This is a genomic window from Aeromonas sp. s5 (assembly GCF_040907865.1).
In the GTDB taxonomy this organism is placed as follows: domain Bacteria; phylum Pseudomonadota; class Gammaproteobacteria; order Enterobacterales; family Aeromonadaceae; genus Aeromonas; species Aeromonas dhakensis.
Genome location: NZ_JBFOCO010000024.1, coordinates 1 through 20,856, shown reverse-complemented (window position 1 = coordinate 20,856; position 20,856 = coordinate 1). Strand labels below are relative to the sequence as shown.

Below are 20,856 nucleotides of genomic sequence, written 5' to 3'. Positions count from 1 at the left end.
GCGATCGGCGCAATCAGGGTAACAACCATCTTGATGTTGTCGCCCGGCATTACCATCTCTACGCCTTCCGGCAGTTCGATGGTACCGGTCACGTCGGTAGTACGGAAGTAGAACTGCGGACGGTAGCCTTTGAAGAACGGGGTGTGACGACCACCTTCTTCTTTGGACAGTACGTACACTTCAGATTCGAACTTGGTGTGCGGCTTGATGGTGCCCGGCTTGGCCAGTACCTGACCACGCTCTACATCTTCACGCTTCACGCCACGCAGCAGTGCGCCAACGTTCTCACCTGCACGACCTTCGTCCAGCAGTTTGCGGAACATTTCAACGCCGGTACAGGTGGTCTTGGTGGTATCTTTGATACCAACGATTTCCACTTCTTCACCAACTTTAACGATACCGCGCTCTACACGACCGGTTACTACGGTACCACGGCCTGCGATGGAGAATACGTCTTCGATCGGCATCAGGAACGGCTGGTCGATTGCGCGCTCCGGCTCCGGAATATAGGTGTCCAGGTGGCCAGCCAGTTCCAGGATCTTCTCTTCCCACTGAGCTTCGCCTTCCAGCGCTTTCAGTGCGGAACCACGTACTACCGGCAGGTCATCACCCGGGAAGTCGTACTCGGACAGCAGTTCGCGAACTTCCATCTCGACCAGTTCCAGCAGCTCTTCGTCATCTACCATGTCGCACTTGTTCATGAACACGATGATGTACGGAACGCCTACCTGACGACCCAGCAGGATGTGCTCACGAGTCTGCGGCATCGGGCCGTCAGTCGCTGCTACTACCAGGATCGCGCCGTCCATCTGGGCAGCACCGGTGATCATGTTTTTAACGTAGTCGGCGTGACCCGGGCAGTCTACGTGGGCGTAGTGACGGGTAGCGGTGTCGTATTCTACGTGGGAGGTGTTGATGGTGATACCACGCTCACGCTCTTCCGGCGCCTTGTCGATCTGGTCGAAGGCGAAAGCTTTACCACCGAAGTGCTTGGCCAGCACGTTGGTGATGGCGGCGGTCAGGGTGGTTTTACCGTGGTCAACGTGGCCGATGGTACCCACGTTAACGTGCGGTTTATTACGCTCAAATTTTTCTTTAGACATGATCGTCCCTCTAAACTAACGCTGAGTACGCGGTGGCAAGCTAACCACAGAACAGTTTATATGATGGATTTGAATCTGGTGGGGAAGAGAGGCTGGTGCTGACAGGCTGGTTCGATTGCCGAACTCACCCTAGGGTGTGACTCTGCTATCGCCTGAGCCAATCAGCATCTTGGAGCGGGCAGCGGGAATCGAACCCGCATCATCAGCTTGGAAGGCTGAGGTAATAGCCATTATACGATGCCCGCATTTCTCTAACCCAAAGAACTCAAACCGCAGAGAAATATGGTGGAGGGAGAAGGATTCGAACCTTCGAAGGCAGAGCCGTCAGATTTACAGTCTGATCCCTTTGGCCGCTCGGGAACCCCTCCGTTACGTCAATGTCACAACGGTAATTCTGCTTGCACCCGTTGATTTATCGCTTTTGCTGGGCAAATAGACGACAGACATCTAAGCGTCGCGCATTTTATGGTAAGGATTTTGGGGATGCAACCATTGCGCCTTGCAAAATGTGCATTATTGCCAAGAACCAGGCAAAAAAGGACTCACTCTCCGCTCGAAACCGTCGCTTCTCTTGTCGCTCCCGCCCCCCTTGGTGTATGGTCGCCCTGCCCAAGAAACAGTGACGACACCATGACGACAGAGCATAACCCCTATCTGCAATTCACCCGCGAACAATGGGCGTTATTGCGCGACTCGGTCCCTTTGACCCTGACCGAGCACGATCTGCAGACCCTGCGCGGGATCAACGAGAAGGTGTCATTGCAGGAGGTGGAAGAGATCTATCTGCCCCTCTCCCGTCTGCTCAATCTCTACGTCAAGGCCAAGCAGCGCCGCAGCCGGGTGCTGGAACAGTTCCTCGGTCAGTCCCGCGGCAAGGGCACCTACATCATCAGCATCGCCGGCAGTGTGGCAGGCGGCAAGAGCACCACGGCGCGCATCATGCAGGCGCTGCTGGAGCGCTGGCCGGAGCACCCGCGGGTGGAACTGGTCACCACCGACGGCTTTCTCTACCCCAACAAGGTGCTGGAAGAGCGCGGCCTGATGCGCCGCAAGGGGTTCCCTGAGTCCTACGACATCCGCCATCTGGTGGAGTTTGTCGCCAACATCCGCGCCGGCCACGAGAAGGTCGAGGCCCCCGTCTACTCCCACCTCATCTACGACATCATTCCAGATGAGAAGAAGGTGGTGGAGCAACCGGACATCCTGATCCTGGAAGGGCTCAATGTGCTGCAAAGCGGCATGGACTACCCGCAGGATCCGCACCGCGTGTTCGTGTCGGACTTCGTCGACTTCTCCATCTATGTGGATGCCGACGCCGAACTGCTGCGCACCTGGTATATCGAGCGTTTCCTCAAGTTCCGCAGCGGCGCCTTCTCGGATCCGGACTCCTACTTCCACCACTACGCCAAGCTGGCCGAAAGCGAGGCGACCAAGATCGCCAGCAACATCTGGCAAGACATCAACTATCTGAATTTGAAAGAGAACATCCTGCCTACCCGGGAGCGGGCCAACCTGATCCTGACCAAGGGCAACGAGCACGCCATCGAGCAGATCAAGCTGCGCAAGTAACGGCGGCAGATCACCCATCAATGAAGAGGGGGCCCGCAGGCCCCCTCTTCATTGGGTGACGGTCAGCACCGTCATCAGTCTCCCCGGCGCAGGGAGATCTCCCCGCCCAGATAGAACTTGATCCCCTCCTCCGTCTCCAGCCGCAGGGCACCGCGATCATCGATGCCGCGCGCCACGCCGCGGATCTCCTGCTCGCCCATCAGCAGTCGTACCGGCCGGCCGGCGAAATGGTCGAGCCGGTTCCAGTCCGCCACGAAGCTGGCGAGCCCCTCCTGTTCGAAGGTGAGCATGGCCTGCTGCAGATGTTCAATCACCCGGCCGGCCAGCAGATTGCGGTCCACCAGTTCCGGCTGGATGTGGCGCAATTCGGACCAGGCCTGATCGATCCGCTCCGCCTCCCGGCTCGGCATCGCCAGGTTGAGGCCGACCCCGATCACCAGGTGGCAGCTGGCGCCGGCGCTACCGCTCATCTCCACCAAAATGCCCGCCAGCTTGCGGCCCTGATAATAGAGATCGTTGGGCCACTTGAGCTCAACTCCTGGGTAACCGAGGGACTCCAGTGCCTGCACCACGGCCACCCCGACCGCCAGACTCAGCCCCATGGCCGCCGCCATGCCCTGCTCCAGCCGCCAGTACATGCTCAAGATCAGTTGGCAGCCGAAGGGAGAAACCCAGGGCTTGCCGCGCCGGCCGCGCCCGGCGGTCTGGCACTCGGCCAGGCAGCTCTCGCCCGACTGCAGCTGGTTGACCCGCTCCAGCAGGTACTGGTTGGTGGAGTCGATGACCGGGAAGCAGTGCACCGGTGCCATGGGCGCCAGCGCCTGCAGCTGCTCTTCGTCATAGAGCGCCATCGGCACCGCCAGCCGGTACCCCTTGCCGGTCAGGCTGAAGAGATCCAGTCCCAGCTCCTTGAGCGCCGCCATGTGCTTGCTCACCGCCGCCCGACTGATGCCGAGCTGCTCGCCAAGCTGTTCGCCGGAGTGGAATTGCCCGTCGCTGAGCAGGGAGATCAGGGTTTGCCGGATGGGAGTCAGGGTCATGCCAGTACCTCGTCGAGCCAAGTTTCACCACGGTGGCCCATGAAGCGCACCTCGTGCTCCAGCACCACCCCGAATTTCTGCTCCACGCTGTCACGCACGTGGGCCGCCAACGCGATCATCTCCATGGCGCTGGCGCCGCCCAGATTGACCAGCACCAGCGCCTGCTCCTGATGGACGGCGGCGCGGCCGATGGCAAAGCCCTTGAGGCCGCACTGGTCGATAAGCCAGCCCGCGGCCAGCTTGGCCAGCCCTTCACCTGCCGGATAGAGCGGCATCTGGGGATACTTCTGCTTGAGCGACGTCGCCAGCGCGGCAGGCACCACCGGGTTCTTGAAGAAGCTGCCCGCGTTGCCGAGCACGGCCGGATCCGGCAGCTTGGCCATGCGGGTGGCGCAGACGGTGTCGAAGATGGCCTGTGCCGAGGGCTGTTCGCCCAGTGCGGCCAGCGGACCATAGCCCTGGCTTGGCTGCCAGGCCTTGGCCAGTCGCAGACCGACCGCGGTGATGAAATGGCTGTCCTGATACTCATGCTTGAAGATGCTGTCGCGATAGCCGAAGCGGCAGTCGGCCGCGGCGATGCGCTCTATCTCTCCGCTCTGCCAGTTGAACGCCTCGACGTAGGCACAGACGCTGGCCAGCTCTACCCCGTAGGCGCCGATGTTCTGTACCGGTGCCGCCCCGACCGTGCCGGGGATGAGCGCCAGGTTTTCGAGACCGTACCAGCCCTGCTGCAGGGTGTGGCACACCAGCTCGTGCCAGTTCTCGCCGGCGGCCACGTGCAGCAGCCAGTGATCCCCCTCGTCCTGCAGCGCTATCCCCTTGAGCCGGTTGAGCACCACCACCCCGGCGAAGTCATCGCAAAACAGCACGTTGCTGCCACCGCCCAGCACCAGCCGCGGCAAGCCGGCCAGCTCGGCGTTGGCAACCAGTTGCGGCAGGTCGTCGGTTTGCTCCACTTCGGCCAGCCAGTGGCAGTGGGCATCGAGGGCGAGGGTGTTGAGCGTCAACAGGGGGGCGTGCGGGGTGAGTTTCATCTGCGTGTTCCGACAATGGCAAGCGGGCAGTCTACCTTATATTGCCGCCGGACGAAAAATCCCGCCCTCTTTTCGGACTCATATAGCTGGAGTAGAGTATCCCGCTCCGACTCTTGAGGAAGTACTCATGAACAACCAATTTGCCGTCATCGGTCTGGGGCTGTTTGGCAGCGCGCTGTGTGAAGAGCTGCAACGCCAGGATGCCGAGGTGCTGGCGATTGACATCGACGAGAGCAAGACCCGCCAGATCGCCACCCTCTGCAACCACGTCATCGTGGCCGACGCCACCGACGAGGCCACCGTCGCCGAGCTGGGGCTGGCCGACTTCGACATCGTCTTCGTCGCCATCGGTGACAACCTCGAGACCAGCATACTCACCACCCTCGTCCTCAAGGAGGCGGGGGTGAAGAAGGTCTGGGTCAAGGCGCGCGACAAGTTCCACGCCAAGATCCTGCAGAAGGTGGGCGCCGACAAGGTGATCAACCCGGAGTGGGACATGGGTCGCCGGGTCGCCCAGAGCATGCTGGATAACCGGCTGTTCGACTATCTGGAGCTGGGTCACGACATGGTGCTGACCGAGTTTGTCATCGGCCTGCAGTTGAACGGTCGGGCCCTCAGCGACTTCCATCTGCTGCAGCAGAGCGAATTCCAATTGCTCGCCATCAAGCGTGGCGAAACCCTGCACAACGTGCTGACCGGCAAGATGGAGCTGCAACTGGGTGACATCCTGATCCTGGCCGGCAACAAGCACGCCATCGACCACTGGCTGGAAACCCTATGACCCGCTGGCGCAGCAGCTACGCCTTTGCCCTGCAGCGGGAAGACGAGTCGCGCTGGAGTGAAGCCAAGCTGATCCTCGGCAGTTTTCTGGTCATCCTGCTGATCGGCACCCTGTTTCTGGTGCAGCCCTCCAGCCACAACGGTCAGGTGAGCTTCATCAATGCCCTGTTTACCGCCACCTCGGCCATCAGCGTGACCGGGCTCGGGGTGGTGGACACCGGTACCGCCTTCACCCTGCAGGGACAGATCTTCCTGCTGATGCTGATGGAGATTGGCGGCCTGGGCCAGATGACCATGACCCTGCTGCTCATCGCCATGTTCAGCAAACGGGTCGGCCTGCGCCAGCAGGTGCTGGCCAAGGAGGCGCTGGGCCAGGAGGGCTCGGTCAACATCATCCAGCTGGTGAAGCGCATCGTGCTGTTCGCCTTCATCGCCCAGCTCATAGGCACCGCTCTGATGGCCATTCGCTGGGTACCCGAGATGGGGTGGGAGCGCGGCCTCTACGTCAGCTTCTTCCACGCGGTATCGGCCTTCAACAACGCCGGCTTCTCGCTGTTTGCCAACAATCTCATGGACTACCGGGACGACCCCGTCATCAGCCTGACCATCGCCGGTCTGCTGATCCTCGGCGGGATCGGCTTTACCGTCATCGTCGATCTGGTGCGCAACCGCCGCTGGCGCAAGCTCAAGCTGCACAGCAAGCTGATGCTGATCATGACCCCGGGCCTGCTGCTGCTGGGAACCCTGATGTTCTGGCTGCTGGAGCACAACAACCCGGGCACCCTCGGCAAGGTCTCCTTCGGCGGCCAGTGGCTAGCGGCCTTCTTCCAGTCTGCCAGCGCCCGTACCGCAGGTTTCAACACCATCGACATCGGCCTGATGACCCCGGCCGCCCTGCTGTTTCTGATGATGCTGATGTTCATCGGGGCGGGTGCCACCTCCACCGGTGGCGGTATCAAGGTGACCACCTTCGCGGTGGTGCTGCTGGCGACCAAGGCGTTTTTGACCAAGCGCCCCCACGTCACCGCCTTTGGCCGCACCCTCTCGTCCCAGATAGTGACCCGATCGCTGGCCATCATCATGGTCAGCACCATGGTGCTGATGCTGGCCATGTTCCTGCTGATGCTCACCGAGCAGCAGCCCTTCGACAAGATCATGTTCGAGACCATCTCGGCGTTTGCCACCGTGGGGCTTTCCACCGGCATCACCGCCACCCTGAGCGAGCCTGGCAAGCTCATCCTGGTGCTGGTGATGATCTGCGGCCGTCTCGGCCCGCTCACCCTGGCCTTCATGCTGGCTCGCCCGGTCGAAACCCGCATCAAGTACCCGGAAGAGACCGTCTACACCGGCTGATAACACCGGGGTCCGTCGCGGCCCCGGTCACTCGCGCTGCCGCGCCTTGAGCCAGCGCCCCGGACTCATGCCAAACTCCCGTTCAAACGCCCGCCCGAAGGCGGTGCCCCCGCTGTACCCCACCCCCAGCGCCACCTGGGTAATGGACTCCCCCGCCAGCAGTTGCTGACTGGCCAGCACCATCCGCCAGCGCGTCAGATAGTCCAGCGGCGTCTGCCCGGTCAGCGCCTGAAAATGAGCGGCGAAGCGGGCGCGCGACATGCCCGCCTCCCGCGCCAGGGTCGCCACCGTCCAGGGCTCGTCCCCGCGCTGATGCATGACCGCAATGGCCCGTGCCAGTCGCGGGTCGGAGAGACCGGCCAACATCCCCTGCCGACAGAGCCCCTGTTCCACCAGATGGCGCAGCAAGAGGATCAGCAGCACTTCCAGCAGACGGGAGAGGATCGGCGGCTGACCGTAACGCTCGGCGAAGGCCTCCTCGAACAGCAGGGTCAGTACCGGCGCAATGGCCGGGATCGTCTGCAGCGGCAGCACCAAGGTATCCGGCAACGCCAGCTGCAGTGGTGAGTCTCCTGCCGGCCCGAACGACACGCTGGCACACACCAGGTCGCAGCCCGCCAGCTGGCGGGGTTCGAGCCTGTGAGCCTGCCCTCTGGCGTAGAGGATCAGGGTCGGCTCGGTCAGCAACAGGGGTTCACCCCCTTCTTCGCGCAGCAGCAGTTCGCCACGGCGCAACAGGTGCAGATGGCCGCCGGCGGGATAGTCGCTGCTGTGAGAGTGCTGACACAGGTTGCCGGCGAAAAAGAGACTGGCCTGGGGAGCAGCATGGGCCAGCAATATCGAGAGTGGATCCATATTTGAGACGCCTGGTAGTCAATGATGGACTCTGGGTGATAAACCGTACCATTAAAACCGGCATAGTGTCTCCCGTACCCAACCCAAACAGGAGCACATCATGAGTCGCATTCACGCCGTCGTGCAGCCCAAACCGGCAGCCGCCCCCACCTTCGCCGCCCTGAAAAGCAGCCTGGGCATGGTCCCCAACCTCTACGCAACCCTGGCCCATTCACCGGCCCTGCTCAACGGTCTGCTCGGCTTTGCCGACGCGCTGGGCAAGGGGCGGCTCAGCGCCCGCCAGCGGGAGCTGCTGGCACTGGCCATCGGTCAGGCCAACGCCTGCCAGTACTGCCTGTCGGCCCACACTCTGCTGGCTGGCCGGGCCGGTTTCGATGACGACGCCATCCGGGCTGCCCGTCTCGCCCAGGCGGCGGATCCGCTCGATCACGCCCTGTTGCAGCTGGCGGTCGCCCTGGTCACCCAGCGCGGTGTCATCAGTGATGCGCAACTGGCCGCCGCCCGGGCGGCGGGCGTGGATGATGAGCTGATGATGGAGGTGCTGGGGCAGGTGGTCATCAATACCCTGACCAACTACGGCAATCATCTGGCAGAAACCGACATCGACTTTCCGCCCGTCACGCTCACCCCATGACAGAGGAGCAGAAATGGAACGTCATGACCGAGGTTTTCTGATCGCCCTCGCGGGGGTGGTACTGACCCTGCTCTGGATCGGCGTGTTCAAGTTTACGCCGACCGAGGCGGCGGCCATCCGGCCGCTGGTGGCAAGCCACCCGCTGATGAGCTGGCTCTATGCCGTGCTCTCGGAGCAGGCAGTCTCCAATCTGATCGGGCTGATCGAGATCCTGATCGCCGGCGGCCTGATTGCCGGCCTGTGGCGGCCACGTCTGGGCTACTGGAGCAGCCTGGGGGCCATCCTGACCTTCCTCGTGACCCTCAGCTTTCTGCTGACCCTGCCGGGCGTCTGGAAGCTGGTCGACGGGGTGCCGGTCACCGAGTTCTTTATTTTCAAGGATCTGGTGCTGCTCGGTGTTGCCTGGCACTACCTGAATTTAAGTCGCGCCAGACTGGCCGACGCCTGACGACAATGCCTTTTTGCGCCCCGACAGGGGCGCTTTTTTTATCAGGCGGCCCTGGCTGGCCGCTTGCTCCCCCGCTTGGCAGTCCCGCTCGAGCCACCAGCCGCCGTGCTGCGCTTGCGTTTGGTGAAGCGACGCTTGTCGGCCCCGGGCGCTGCTTTGGGCAAGGCGCTGAAGCTGGCCCCCGAATCCTGTCTGGCGCCGTCGATCAAACCGTTCAGCTGCTCGGTGAGCGGCCCCATGAACTGCTGATAGCTCGCCTGCCGCTCGGCAATCCGGCCGAGGTGCTGCTCCCACAGCGCCGTCATGTCCGGGGTGGTGGCCGTGGCCGGCAGGGCCCGGATCAATGCCCGCCCGGTCGGGGTCGCCTTGATGCTCTTGCCCTGGCGCACCAAAAAACGGCGCTTGAACAGCAGGTCGATGATGCCGGCCCGGGTCGCCTCGGTACCGAGGCCGTCGGTTTCGCGCAGGGTCTTGCGGATCTCGGGATCCTGCACGTAGCGGGCGATGCCGGTCATGGCGGCCAGCAGGGTGGCATCGGTAAACGATTTGGGGGGCTGGGTCATCTTCTCCAGCAGCTCCCCCCGCTCGCACAGCAGCTGCTCGCCCTGACGCAGGGCAGGCAGGGTTCCCGCCTCCTCCTCGTCATCTTCCTCCACCCCCAGCAGCGCCTTCCAGCCCGCCTTGAGGATCCGCCGCGCCTTGGCTTGAAACTGCCCGCCAGCAATGCGCAGCAGCACCTTGCTGTCGTTGTACTCGAACGGCGGGTAGAACTGCAGCAGGTACTGGCGGGCGATCAGGCCATACAGCCTGGCTTCATCGCCACTCAGGCTCCCCTCATTGCCGTGCTTCTCGGTGGGGATGATGGCGTGGTGGGCATCCACCTTGCTGTCGTTCCACGCCTTGCTGCGGATCTTGCCGTCCGCCTCGCTCACCGCCCTGGCCAGCGCCGGCACCGTGCTGGCGATGGCCTCCCGCACCTGGCCGGCCCGGTTGAAGTGCTCGCTCGGCAGATGGCGGCTGTCGGATCTGGGGTAGGTGATGAGCTTGTGCCGTTCATAGAGGCTCTGACAGACATCCAGCACCCGCTTGGCGTCCATGCCGAACCGCTTGGCGGCATCGATCTGCAGGCTGGAGAGGTTGTAGGGCAGCGGCGCCGCCTGCTTGCGGGCCTGCTCCTCCACCTCTTCCACCAGTGCGCTCTGGCCCTGGATCCGCTCCACCACCTTGGCGGCCAGCGCCCGGTTGAGCACTCGCCCCTCCTCGTCCTGCCAGGGCAGACAGGCCTCGGAGGGCAGCCACTTGGCGCTGAAGCGTTCGTTGCCCTCGGTCTGTAGATGGGCCAACACCTCGAAGAAGGGTTTGGGCACGAAGGCCTCTATCTCGAGATCCCGCCGCACCACCAGCCCCAGCAGCGGTGTCTGTACCCGGCCGACCGAGAGCAGCTCGCTGCAACCCCCCTTGCGACCAAGCAGGGTATAGGCGCGGGTCATGTTGATGCCGTAGAGCCAGTCGGCCCGGCTGCGGGCCAGCGCCGACACCGCCAGCGGCACGAACTCCTTGTTGTCTCTGAGCTTGTCGAGGGCGCGGCGCACCGCCGGCGGGTTGAGATCGCTGATGAGGCAGCGCAGCACTGGCCGGGTTTTGCCATAGCCGAGAAAATCGATCACCTCGTCCACCAGCAGCTGCCCTTCCCGGTCCGGGTCACCGGCGTTGACCACGCAGTCGGCCTGCTTGAGCAGGCGCTTGATGACGGTGAGCTGGGTCTTGGTCTTCGGCTTGGCCACCAGTTGCCACTGGCTCGGGATGATGGGAAGGGATTCCATGCGCCACTGCTTGTAGGCGGCATCGTAGGCATCGGGCTCGGCCTGTTCCAGCAGGTGGCCGATGCACCAGGTCACCACATCCCCCTGCGCGGTTTCGATGAAGCCCTCCCCTTTCTTGTGGGGCTTGGGCAGCACGTCGGCAATGGCGCGCCCCAGACTGGGCTTCTCGGCGATAAAGAGTCGCATGGCAAACACCTAAATACTGTATATGCGAACAGTATATACCGGGCCCAGGGCAAAGCCCAAGCCCCTGCCCGGCGCGAGACGACAGGCTACTGCACAGGCAAGAGAAGGGAGCAGGGAGTCATGGCCCAACGATAAAAAGTGGAGAGAAAGTGGCGCAGCGGCATCAATTACGCCTCAAACGAGGAGCAAAAAGACGGTAAAATCGCAGGATGTTAAATTAAATTCAATTAAATGATAAATAACAAAATAATAATTGCATTTAAAATAACAATACAAAATATAAATCATGATAGAGGTCAATCAACTACCTCTCCATGGATACTACTATATTGGTAATATTTGAACGTAGGAAAACGCCGTCATGCTTGGAAAACTGTTGAGAAAAACCTGGTTCTGGCTACTGCTGCTTGGAGCCCTGCTGGGCGTTGCAGCGCTGGGGGTCACGGTGACCGTCATGCACAAGACCAGTTCCACCGAGTTCTGCGTCTCCTGCCACTCCATGCAGACCCCGCTGGCCGAGTATCAGGGCAGCGTCCACTTCCAGAACGTGAAGGGCATCCGCGCCGAGTGCGCCGACTGCCACATTCCGGGTGATCCCACCTCCTATCTGTGGACCAAGATCCGCGCCGTGAAAGACATCTATCACGAGGCGATCGGCACCCTCGACACGCCGGAGAAATACGAGGCCCACAAGCTGCGCATGGCGCAGTCGGTGTGGGACGAGCTGAAGGCCAACGACTCCGCTACCTGCCGCAGCTGCCACAGCTACGCGGCGATGGACATCCTGGCTCAGCGCCCCAACGCCCGCGCCGAGCACCCGGTCGCCATCAAGGAGGGCCAGACCTGCATCGACTGCCACCGCGGCGTCGCCCACATCATGCCCGACATGAGCGGCCTGGCCGCCGCCGGTGCCAGCGAGCTGGCGCAAGCCGCCGCCCAGACCCCGGCCAACGTCACCACCCGTTACGCCATCGCCACCACCCCGCTCTATCTGGATGCCGGCGCCAAAACCGACGAAGGCACCCTGATGCCCTCCACCCAGGTGGAAGTGCTGGCCAACGACAACGGCCGCGCCCAGGTGCGCATCGACGGCTGGCAGCAGGACGGGGTGAGCGAGGTGTTCTACGCCGCTCCCGGCAAGCGCATCCTGAGCACCCTGCTCGGCGACAAGGCCAAGGCACAGCTCACCACCGGCAAGAGCGAAACCGACAGCGCCACCAACCTCACCTGGCATCAGGTCAGCCTGACCGCCTGGGTGGATCAGAGCCAGCTCATCGGCGATCAGGGCAAGCTGTGGCAGTACGCCTCCACCCTGATGTCCAACAACTGTACCGGCTGCCACGGCCTCACCGCACTGGATCACTTCAACGCCAACCAGTGGATCGGCGTCATCAAGGGGATGGAATCACGCACCTCCCTGACCCCGGAACAGGCACGCATGTTGACCCAATACGTCCAGAAACATGCCAGTGACATGAACGCGGCGCACTAAGGCTGGCACAGAGGAAATCGTCATGACTTTTTTTACCGATAAGCAAACCAATCTCTCCCGCCGCAACCTGCTCAAGGGGCTCGGCGCCTGCGCCGCCCTGCCGCTGCTGGCCGGTCTCTTCCCGAAGAGTGCGCTGGCCCAGGCCATCAGTACGGCCCTTGAACAGTTCCCGACCCTGGTGCCGGCCCAGAAAGGCATCCTGACCGGCGCTCACTGGGGGGCCTTCGAGGCCATCGTCGAAGAGGGCCGCATGGTGCGGGTCCAGCCGGTGGCCGATGATCCGGCCCCCAACGATCTCATCGACATGGCGCCGTTCCAGGTCCACGCCAAGAACCGCATCAAGTACCCCATGGTGCGCAAGAGCTGGCTGGAGCAAGGCCCGGGGGCCAAACCCGAGTTGCGCGGCGCCGACGAGTGGGTGCGGGTGAGCTGGGAGAAGGCCATAGCCCTGGTGGCCGGCGAAATCAGCCGGGTGCAGAGCGACTTCGGCCCGCAGGCGATCCACGCCGGTTCCTACGGCTGGAAGAGTGTCGGCATGTTCCACAACAGCCGCACCCTGCTGCACCGCCTGATGAACCTGGCGGGCGGCTTCACCGGCTATGCCGGCGACTACTCCGCCGGCGCCGCCCAGGTGATCATGTCCCACGTGATGGGCTCCATCGAGGTATATGAACAGCAGACCGCCTGGCCCAACGTCATCGAGCACGCCGAACTGGTGGTGCTGTGGGGGGTCAACGCCCAGGTCACCCTGAAGAACAGCTGGAACATGCCTGATCACGAGGGTCAGGCCGGCTTCAAGGCGCTGAAAGATAAAGGCACCCGCATCATCAGCATCGACCCTGTCTACAACGAAACCGCCAAGCTGGCGGGGGCCGAGTGGATTGCGCCAAACGCCTACACAGACGTGGCCATGATGCTGGGGGTAGCCCACACCCTCTACAGCGAGCAGAAGCACGATCAGGCCTTCCTCGACCGCTACACCACCGGCTTCGACAAGTTCCTGGCCTATCTGCTCGGCAAGGAAGACGGCCAGCCGAAGAGCGCCGAGTGGGCGAGCAGCATCTGCGGCGTCGAGGCCAAGGTGATCCGTCAGCTGGCCCTCGACATGGCGTCCAAGCGCACCATGATCATGGCAGGCTGGGGCATGCAGCGGCAGCAGCACGGTGAGCAGCCCAACTGGATGCTGGTCACCCTGGCCGCCATGCTGGGCCAGATCGGCCTGCCGGGCGGCGGTTACGGCTTCAGCTACCACTACTCTTCCGGTGGCAGCCCCACCGCCAAGGGCGGCATCCTGGCGGGCATCTCCGCCGGCAATGCGCCGAAGAACGGGCCGGCGCCGATCCCGGTGGCCCGCATCGCCGACTGCCTCGCCAACCCCGGCAAGACCATCGACTTCAACGGCCGCAAGGTGACCTACCCGGACATCAAGCTGGTCTACGTGGCGGGCGGCAACCCCTTCCACCACCATCAGGACACCAACAACCTGGTCAAGGCCTGGCGCAAGCCGCAGACCGTGATCGTGCACGAGCCCTACTGGACCGCCACCGCCAAGCACGCCGACATCGTCCTGCCGGCCACCACCAGCTACGAGCGCAACGATCTGGAGATGGGCGGCGACTACTCCCAGCGCTACGTCTTCCCGATGCACCAGTGCGTGCCGCCCCAGTTCGAGGCGCGCAACGACTTCGACATCTTCCGCGACGTCGCCGCCAAGCTGGGCCTGCAGGAGCAGTACACCGAAGGCAAGGACGAGATGCTGTGGCTCAAGCAGATGTACGACGGCATGGCCGCCCAGGCCCGTGGTGCCCGGGTGGCGCTGCCGCCGTTCAACATGTTCTGGGAGTCCAACAACTACATCCGCTTCCCGGTGCCCGAGGCGAACCGCCAGTGGATCCGTCACGCCGATTTTCGCGAGAACCCGCTGCTCAACCCGCTCGGTACCCCGTCCGGCAAGATCGAGATCTTCTCCAGCACGGTGGCCGGCATGGGCTATGCCGACTGCGCCGGTCATCCCAAGTGGTATGAGCCCAAGGAGTGGATCAAGAGCAAGGAGGCGACCCGCTATCCGTTGTCGCTCAATACCTCCCACCCGACCCAGCGGCTGCACTCCCAGCTCGACAACACCCCGCTGCGGGACAAGTTCGCCATCGCCGATCGCGAGGCGATCCTGATCCACCCGGACGACGCCAAGGCGCGCGGCATCCAGGACGGCGATCTGGTGCGGGCCTTCAACGACCGCGGCCAGATCCTGGTGGGGGCCCTGCTCTCGACCGATATCCGTCCGGGGGTGGTGCGGGTGTGCGAAGGGGCCTGGTTCGATCCTGCCACACCGGGCGAGGCGGGAAGCCTGTGCAAGAACGGCAACGTCAACTGCCTCACCTTTGACGAGGGCACCTCCAGCCTGGCGCAGGGCAACTGCGGTCACATGGCCCAGCTGCAGATCGAGAAGTACCAGGGTCCGGCCCCGGTCAACACCGCCCACGCGGTGCCGGCCAACGCCTGAGCAGACGAGTAAGCAACAAAAACGGCTCCATCAAGGCGCCGTTTTCTTATCGCGGTTTGTGGTGTGACTCGGAATCAGAAGTCACCCTCAACCATATACTCTTACGCACACGCCACCCGCTTTGCAGCCAGAGCGCGGACAAGGGCTCAGAATCAGAAGTCCCCTTCCACCATGTACTCTTCCGCACACTCGACCAGCTGAGGCCAGAGTTCTTCCGGCACCCAGGCATCCGGGTCATCTTCATCCCCGTCGTACTGGCTCCAGAAATAGCGGCGCAGGCCGGAGGCGAAGTCATCGCTCAGCTCGGCCAGCTCGGAGAGCGGCCCCAGCCAGGCGATGCGACGCAGGCCGGAGGCGAGATCGTTGATGGCGTCCATCAGGCCGCGATCGTCAAAGCTCTGCTCCACCAGCAGGGTGAAGCGTTCGCGCGCCCGCTCGGTCTGATCCTCATCCAGCTCGCCCACGTCGGCCAGCAGGTCGACGAAATCTTCCAGCAGGAAGGCAATCAGGCTGTCGCGATCCTCAAACCACTGGATCTGGGCCCCCTTGGTGCCCAGCACGGAGGCATCGAACGAATCGTCGAGGTGACACAGTGCCCATGGATCATCGGTCATGGTTCTCTTCCTCAGGCTAAAACAGGTGCCATATCTTATGCCTAGCTCTCCACTCTTGCCACCTTGGGCAGCGAGAGGGAAGCCGCCAGCCCGCCGAGTTCGGCACGCCCCATGATCAGGCTGCCGCGGTAGGCTTCCGCCAGATCGGAGACGATGTTGAGACCCAGCCCCGAACCCGGCACTTTCTCGTCGAGCCGCACTCCGCGCAGCACCGCCTTGGCGATCTGATCCTCGCTCATGCCGGGACCGTCATCCTCGATGCGCAGGGTGATCCAGCCCCCCAGCTCGGCGCTGGAGATGCGCAGCCGGCCGGCCGACCACTTGAAGGCGTTCTCCAGCAGGTTGCCCACCATCTCGTCGAAGTCCTGCTCCTCCACCCCGACCGCCAGGGTGGCAGGCACCTGCAGGTCCACTTCCCGGCCCGGATAGAGGCGGGAGAAGGCGCGGCAGATGTACTCCACCCGTGCCCGCACCGGAGTCGACACCCCGAGGATCTTGGCGGCGCCGGTCACCCGCGCCTTGCCGAGGTGGTAATCGATATGGCGCTGGATCTGGTCGAGCTGCTCGCCGATGGCGGCCTGATCCTCCGGCGGCAACTGGGCCACCTGATTGCGCATGATGCTGAGCGGCGTCTTGAGGGCGTGGGCCAGATTGCCGGTGTGGGAGCGGGCCCGCTGCAACAGCTCGCCGTAGTGGTGCAGCAGCCGGTTGATGTCCTCCACCAGCGGCTGGATCTCCAGCGGATAGCGCAGCCGGAACCCCTCCTGATGGCCCTGATGGACCCGGCTCAATTCGCGCCGCAACAGATGCAGCGGCCGCAGGCCGTAGACGATCTGGAACATGAAGCCGAGCACCAGCCCGGTCGCGGCAAAGCCGAGGCCGAGGAACAGGCTGATGCGGGTCTTCTTCAGGGTCTGGGTCAGGGCGCTGCTGTCCTTGGCCATCACCAGGGTGAACACCCGATCCGAACCGGGCAGCAGCACGGTACGGGTCATGATCAGCAGTGGCTCCTTGTTGGGCCCCTTGCCGACGAACAGATCAGGGTCGCCGAAGGCCGACTTCAGGCCGTGCACGTCGAGGTGCACATCCCACAGGGAGCGGGAGCGGCTGACCACGCTCTCCCCCAGCTCCAGCTGCCAGTAGTAACCGGAGTAGGGCTGGCGGAAGCGGGGATCGGCCATGGGTTCGGTGACCACCGGCAGGCCATCCGGCTGGATCTCGAGGCGGGAGAGCAGATCGTAGAGCTGCAGGCGCAGGCCGTCGGCCTCCGCCTCCTGCCAGTAGTTGCGCATCATGGTCTGCAGGCTGAAGCCGGTGGCAAACAGGAACAGGCCGCACCAGACCATGGCGATGACCACCAGCCGCCCGCGCAGGGTGCGCACCAGCCTCATTCAGCCACTCCTGCGCAAGGGGGCATCAAGAGCTGGTTCATTCGTTGATCCGGTAGCCGAGACCGCGCACCGTCTCGATGAGATCGGCGTGGGTCTTCTTGCGGATCCGGCCGATGAACACCTCCACCGTGTTGGAGTCACGGTCGAAATCCTGGGCGTAGATGTGGTCGATCAGCTCGCTGCGCGACACCACCTTGCCCCTGTGCTGCATCAGATAGCCGAGCACCCGGAACTCGTGGGCGGTCAGCTTGATGGGGGTGCCTTCGTACCACACCTGGGACGCCGCCATGTCGAGCCGCACCCCGCCGATCTCCAGGATCGAGCTGGCGTTGCCCGCCGCCCGCCGCACCAGGGCATGGACCCGGGCCACCAGCTCGGCCACCTGGAACGGCTTGGTGAGGTAGTCGTCGGCCCCGGCGTTGAGCCCCTCGATCTTCTCGTGCAGCTGGCCACGGGCGGTCAGTACCAGCACCGGGGTGTCGATCCCCTTGCTGCGCCACTCCTTCAGCACGCTCAGGCCATCGCGGCCCGGCAGACCGAGATCCAGAATGATGGCGTCGTAGGGTTCGGTCTCGCCGAGAAAGCCGGCCTCGTTGCCGTCGTGGCAGAGGTCGGTCACGAAACCGGACAGGCGCAGCTGTTCCGCCAGCTGGCCCGCCAGGGTCTTCTCATCTTCAACTATCAGAATTCGCATAAATTGGGTATCCAAAGCAGGGTTGTGCCGGTACCGGCGGCGGTTGGGGAACGAACCGGATGGCGGCGCGTTCGCGGACTCACTCCATCACTCCTCTTCCGGGGGTGGACGCGGTTCGAACAGCCGCTCCAGATGATGGCCCTTGAGCCACACCATCTCCAGGTTGTCGGCCCGATAGCCCACCTTGATGACGCTGTTCTCGCTGTCGATCAGCTTGAGTTCGTACAGCCAGATGCCGTCCTCCTCCCCCAGATCGACCCGCAGCACCCGTACCGGCAGGCGGGAAGCCACCTCCATCACCTCATGAAAGGGACGCACCCGTCCCTCGCTGACCGCCTGCTGCAGCAAGGCCTCGTTCGGCGTGGCCGCTTGTGCCAGAGCCGGCAGCAGCAACCCAAGCAGAGACAGGGCTCTATTCATGGATGATTCATCTCCCAAAACCTAACATAATGCCGTTTATAGTCTGCCAGCCATGAATCCGGAATGAATATGATCCGACGCAGTTTCCTGCTGATCCTTTGCCTCTTCTCCACCCTCGGCTGGGCGGCCGAGAGCCGTCTCGACATGGCCGGGCTGGTCAAGCTGCTGGTGGCCCAAGGGTATCACGACATTCGGGAAGTGGAGCTGGAAGGGGACAAATTCGAGGTGGAAACCCTGGATGCCCAGGGGCAGCGGGTACGACTCCTGGTCGACGCCCATACGGGTGACATCAAAAAAGAGGCCGACTAGGCCTCTTTTTTATGGCGGGTTGTCAGGGTAATGCCGCTTGCCTGCCTCATGCTTCCCTCAGTTTCTGCGGCCGAAGCCGGCGCCAGGGGCGCAGCAGCTTGTCGCGGCGCGGCACCAGCAGGGCGCAGGCCAGCAACAGGTAGATGAGCGGCTCCTGCCAGCCGCTCTTGAGCGACCACCAGTAGTGCACCGGCACCAGCAGGGCCACCGCATAGATCCAGTTGTGCAGCTTCTGCCAGGCCGGCCCCATGCGCCGCAGCAGGGCCGGGATCGAGGTGAGGCTGAGCGCCAGCAGCAACAGCAGCGCCACCATCCCCACCACGATATAGCTGCGCTTGACCAACTCGCCGCCAATCAGCCGCCAGTCAAACTGCAGATCCAGCCCCAGCCAGACCATGAAGTGCAGACCGGCCCAGGCGGCGCACCAGAGCCCGAGCGGGCGGCGCAGCTTGATGAGCTGCCCCTGCCGCCAGCGTTTGGCCAGCGGCGACACCAGCAGGGTAAGCAACAGCAGATTGAGCGCCCCCTTGCCCAGATAGTGGGTCAGCCCCTGTACCGGATCCCCTCCCAGCAGACCGCCGGGCACGGCCACCAGCAGCCAGAGCAGAAACCCCAGCGAGGCGAGGTGTACCAGCGCCCGCAGCAAGGTGATGTGACGCGCCGTCAGTCGCAGAGTCATGATGTCAGCTCCTCTCGTCTCAATACCACTTGCGCAGGTCCATGCCCTGATAGAGGGACGCCACCTCGTCGGCATAGCCATTGAACATCAGGGTCGGCTGGCGCTTGGCGCCGAAGATGCCCCCCTCGCCGATGAAGCGCTCGCTGGCCTGGCTCCAGCGCGGGTGATCCACCGCTGGATTGACGTTGGCGTAGAAGCCGTATTCGTTGGGAGCCAACAGGTTCCAGGTAGTGGGCGGCATCTCCTCCACCAGCCGGATGGAGACGATGCTCTTGATGCTCTTGAAGCCGTACTTCCAGGGCACCACCAGCCGGATCGGCGCCCCGTTCTGGGCCGGCAGCGCCTTGCCGTAGAGCCCCATCGCCAGGAAGGAGAGCGGATGCATCGCCTCGTCGATGCGTAGCCCCTCGACATAGGGGTAATCGATGCCGCCGCCGAGGGAGCGGGAAGCCTGACCGGGCAGCTGCTCCGGATCATAGAGGGTCTCGAACGCCACGAACCTGGCGCGGCTGGTGGGCTCGGCCCGGCGGATCAGATCCGCCAGCGCGATGCCGCTCCAGGGCAGCACCATGGACCAGGCCTCCACGCAGCGCAGCCGGTAGATACGCTCCTCCAGCGTGCTCTTGTTGATGAGATCCCACACGTCCAGGGTAAACGGCTTGGCTACCTCCCCCTCTACCTTCAGAGTCCAGGGCTCGGGTTTGAGGTAGTGGCCGTTGCGGGCCGGATCCCCCTTGTCGGTGCCGAGCTCGTAGAAGTTGTTGTGGGTGGTGGCCTTCTCCTCCGGCGTGAGGATCAGCCCCTCCGGCCGGGCGGCAGCGTGGATGTTGAGCGCCCTGGTGGCGACCGGTGCCGGCTTGTCGCCAGAGAAGAGATCGAGCACCCCGGCCTGGGTCGGCAACGCCAGGGTGGCGGCGCCGAGCCCCAGCCCTTTCAGGATCAGGCGACGATCCTGATAGACGGCTTCCGGCGTGACATCCTGTTCGGTGAGGTGATGGGCAGAGCGGCGCTTGAGCAACATGGAAAAACTCCCGGGGCGATGAGGGTAACAATCATAAGACCCGCCCCGGCCGAGTTTTATTTCACGGAAAATTACATGAACTGATAGAGGGGCAGTGCCTTGGCCATGGTTCCGACCAGAAACAGCACTACGAACACCAGCAGGGGAACGATCACATTTGGCACCATCAGACTCACTCCATGAGCAGGACAGGGCCTCTAACTATGGTGCAGACACGGCCGCCTCACCATGAATTTTTTTCGCGAGCGCAAGCGTATTCCTGAGTTGAAATGAGTGATGCAGATCACACACAATTCCGCCCCTGCTTGCCGCCCCCCCTGCGCGGGGTAGGCTCCCCTTTTTCCGGATTTCACTACTGAAGAGTCACGCCATGAGCCCATTGATCGCCATCGCCATCACGACCGGGATCCTCTCCGCCGTCTGGGGCTGGGTCGCCGTCACCCTCGGCCTCATCTCCTGGGTCGGCTTCCTCGGCTGCACCAGCTACTTCGCCTCCAGCGGCGGCTACAAGGCGCTGCTGCAGACCCTGCTGTGCAATGCCAGCGGCATGCTGTGGGCCCTGCTGCTGATCCATGGCGACGCCTGGTGGGGCGCCGGGGTGGCGGGTTATCTGATGACCGGGGTGGTGGCCACCCTGATGTGCGTGCAGGCCAGGCAGCAGTGGCTCTCCTACATTCCCGGCACCTTCGCCGGTTGCTGCGCCACCTTCGGGGCAGCGGGAGAGTGGCGGCTGATCCTGCCATCGCTGGTGATAGGTGCGCTGTTTGGCTACCTGATGAAGGCGAGCGGCCTCTGGCTCTCCCATAAGACCCAGAAAACCCAGGCCACGGCGGGCGTCACCGACCCGGCTTGAGCCGGCCTAACGTGACCGATTCGGTCTGAAACCAGAGGGGCGGCCCGTCATCGAC

At 63.4% G+C, this 20,856-nt stretch carries 20 protein-coding genes and 2 tRNA genes; 9 read left to right on the top strand and 13 right to left on the bottom strand.

What is annotated here, in order from left to right; translation table 11 throughout:
* The 3 genes from tuf to AB5Y94_RS15285 all read right to left on the bottom strand — a co-directional run.
* The coding region (gene tuf / locus AB5Y94_RS15295) for an elongation factor Tu (protein ID WP_368206079.1) at positions 1–1,103 on the bottom strand (1,103 nt) is incomplete at its 3' end.
* Positions 1,104–1,273: 170 nt separating this feature from the next.
* Positions 1,274–1,348 (bottom strand) — tRNA-Gly (locus AB5Y94_RS15290).
* 38 nt (positions 1,349–1,386) lie between these two features.
* A tRNA-Tyr gene (locus AB5Y94_RS15285) sits at positions 1,387–1,471 on the bottom strand.
* A gap of 262 nt (positions 1,472–1,733) precedes the next feature.
* Here AB5Y94_RS15285 and coaA point away from each other — a divergent pair.
* Entirely contained in the window at positions 1,734–2,672 is a 939-nt protein-coding gene (gene coaA / locus AB5Y94_RS15280) for a type I pantothenate kinase (protein WP_005306328.1), read from the top strand.
* A 74-nt stretch (positions 2,673–2,746) separates the two neighbouring features.
* Here the strand turns inward: coaA and birA are convergent, their stop codons facing one another.
* Together birA and murB are read right to left on the bottom strand one after the other, a co-directional pair.
* Positions 2,747–3,712: a bifunctional biotin--[acetyl-CoA-carboxylase] ligase/biotin operon repressor BirA gene (gene birA / locus AB5Y94_RS15275; protein WP_017764792.1), complete on the bottom strand. Its 966-nt coding sequence runs from the start codon at positions 3,710–3,712 to the stop codon at positions 2,747–2,749.
* Positions 3,709–4,746 carry a UDP-N-acetylmuramate dehydrogenase gene (gene murB, locus AB5Y94_RS15270; protein ID WP_368206078.1) on the bottom strand — a complete coding sequence of 346 codons (1,038 nt, stop codon included), beginning with the start codon at positions 4,744–4,746 and terminating at the stop codon, positions 3,709–3,711. Before murB ends, birA begins: the two co-directional genes overlap by 4 nt.
* 127 nt (positions 4,747–4,873) lie before the next feature.
* Between murB and AB5Y94_RS15265 the strand changes: the two genes are divergently transcribed.
* Positions 4,874–5,527: a TrkA family potassium uptake protein gene (locus AB5Y94_RS15265; protein ID WP_005306338.1), complete on the top strand. Its 654-nt coding sequence runs from the start codon at positions 4,874–4,876 to the stop codon at positions 5,525–5,527.
* Positions 5,524–6,879 (top strand): TrkH family potassium uptake protein, encoded by a 1,356-nt coding sequence (locus tag AB5Y94_RS15260; RefSeq protein ID WP_017764794.1) that lies wholly within the window; start codon positions 5,524–5,526, stop codon positions 6,877–6,879. Before AB5Y94_RS15265 ends, AB5Y94_RS15260 begins: the two co-directional genes overlap by 4 nt.
* A 27-nt stretch (positions 6,880–6,906) precedes the next feature.
* Here AB5Y94_RS15260 and AB5Y94_RS15255 read toward each other — a convergent pair whose 3' ends face one another.
* Positions 6,907–7,734, bottom strand: a complete 828-nt coding sequence (locus tag AB5Y94_RS15255; RefSeq protein ID WP_368206076.1) for a cupin domain-containing protein — start codon at positions 7,732–7,734, stop codon at positions 6,907–6,909.
* Positions 7,735–7,834: 100 nt separating this feature from the next.
* Here AB5Y94_RS15255 and AB5Y94_RS15250 point away from each other — a divergent pair, with 100 nt between their 5' ends.
* Positions 7,835–8,368, top strand: coding sequence for a carboxymuconolactone decarboxylase family protein (locus AB5Y94_RS15250; RefSeq protein ID WP_017409800.1), 534 nt, complete (start codon positions 7,835–7,837; stop codon positions 8,366–8,368).
* 13 nt (positions 8,369–8,381) lie between these two features.
* Positions 8,382–8,816: a DUF417 family protein gene (locus AB5Y94_RS15245; protein WP_123246562.1), complete on the top strand. Its 435-nt coding sequence runs from the start codon at positions 8,382–8,384 to the stop codon at positions 8,814–8,816.
* 41 nt (positions 8,817–8,857) lie between these two features.
* Here AB5Y94_RS15245 and AB5Y94_RS15240 read toward each other — a convergent pair whose 3' ends face one another.
* Positions 8,858–10,825, bottom strand: a complete 1,968-nt coding sequence (locus AB5Y94_RS15240) for a DNA topoisomerase III (protein ID WP_368206073.1) — start codon at positions 10,823–10,825, stop codon at positions 8,858–8,860.
* Positions 10,826–11,186: 361 nt separating this feature from the next.
* On the opposite strand from AB5Y94_RS15240, the gene AB5Y94_RS15235 reads away from it, so the two are divergent.
* A complete protein-coding gene (locus AB5Y94_RS15235; protein WP_017764798.1) occupies positions 11,187–12,317 on the top strand; it encodes a NapC/NirT family cytochrome c in 1,131 nt (376 codons plus the stop codon).
* Positions 12,318–12,339: 22 nt separating this feature from the next.
* Positions 12,340–14,820, top strand: a complete 2,481-nt coding sequence (torA, locus tag AB5Y94_RS15230) for a trimethylamine-N-oxide reductase TorA (RefSeq protein ID WP_368206071.1) — start codon at positions 12,340–12,342, stop codon at positions 14,818–14,820.
* 152 nt (positions 14,821–14,972) lie between these two features.
* Here the strand turns inward: torA and AB5Y94_RS15225 are convergent, their stop codons facing one another.
* The 4 genes from AB5Y94_RS15225 to AB5Y94_RS15210 all read right to left on the bottom strand — a co-directional run bounded on the left by AB5Y94_RS15225 (position 14,973) and on the right by AB5Y94_RS15210 (position 17,939).
* Entirely contained in the window at positions 14,973–15,434 is a 462-nt protein-coding gene (locus AB5Y94_RS15225; RefSeq protein WP_010635837.1) for a hypothetical protein, read from the bottom strand.
* A gap of 41 nt (positions 15,435–15,475) precedes the next feature.
* A complete protein-coding gene (locus AB5Y94_RS15220; RefSeq protein ID WP_368206069.1) occupies positions 15,476–16,825 on the bottom strand; it encodes a sensor histidine kinase in 1,350 nt (449 codons plus the stop codon).
* A 37-nt stretch (positions 16,826–16,862) separates the two neighbouring features.
* Positions 16,863–17,519 (bottom strand): response regulator transcription factor, encoded by a 657-nt coding sequence (locus AB5Y94_RS15215; protein ID WP_005306366.1) that lies wholly within the window; start codon positions 17,517–17,519, stop codon positions 16,863–16,865.
* An 87-nt stretch (positions 17,520–17,606) separates the two neighbouring features.
* Positions 17,607–17,939 (bottom strand): PepSY domain-containing protein, encoded by a 333-nt coding sequence (locus AB5Y94_RS15210; RefSeq protein WP_011707718.1) that lies wholly within the window; start codon positions 17,937–17,939, stop codon positions 17,607–17,609.
* 63 nt (positions 17,940–18,002) lie between these two features.
* Between AB5Y94_RS15210 and AB5Y94_RS15205 the strand changes: the two genes are divergently transcribed.
* On the top strand, positions 18,003–18,248 hold the full coding sequence (locus tag AB5Y94_RS15205; RefSeq protein WP_010635834.1) for a PepSY domain-containing protein: 246 nt from the start codon (positions 18,003–18,005) through the stop codon (positions 18,246–18,248).
* A gap of 46 nt (positions 18,249–18,294) precedes the next feature.
* On the opposite strand, the gene msrQ is transcribed toward AB5Y94_RS15205, so the two are convergent.
* Both msrQ and msrP read right to left on the bottom strand, forming a co-directional pair.
* Positions 18,295–18,927, bottom strand: coding sequence for a protein-methionine-sulfoxide reductase heme-binding subunit MsrQ (msrQ, locus tag AB5Y94_RS15200; protein WP_005306391.1), 633 nt, complete (start codon positions 18,925–18,927; stop codon positions 18,295–18,297).
* A gap of 19 nt (positions 18,928–18,946) precedes the next feature.
* On the bottom strand, positions 18,947–19,948 hold the full coding sequence (gene msrP, locus AB5Y94_RS15195) for a protein-methionine-sulfoxide reductase catalytic subunit MsrP (RefSeq protein ID WP_139753334.1): 1,002 nt from the start codon (positions 19,946–19,948) through the stop codon (positions 18,947–18,949).
* Between the two features lie 370 nt (positions 19,949–20,318).
* On the opposite strand from msrP, the gene AB5Y94_RS15190 reads away from it, so the two are divergent.
* Positions 20,319–20,801 carry a DUF1097 domain-containing protein gene (locus AB5Y94_RS15190; protein ID WP_005306399.1) on the top strand — a complete coding sequence of 161 codons (483 nt, stop codon included), beginning with the start codon at positions 20,319–20,321 and terminating at the stop codon, positions 20,799–20,801.
* Positions 20,802–20,856: the final 55 nt, after the last annotated feature.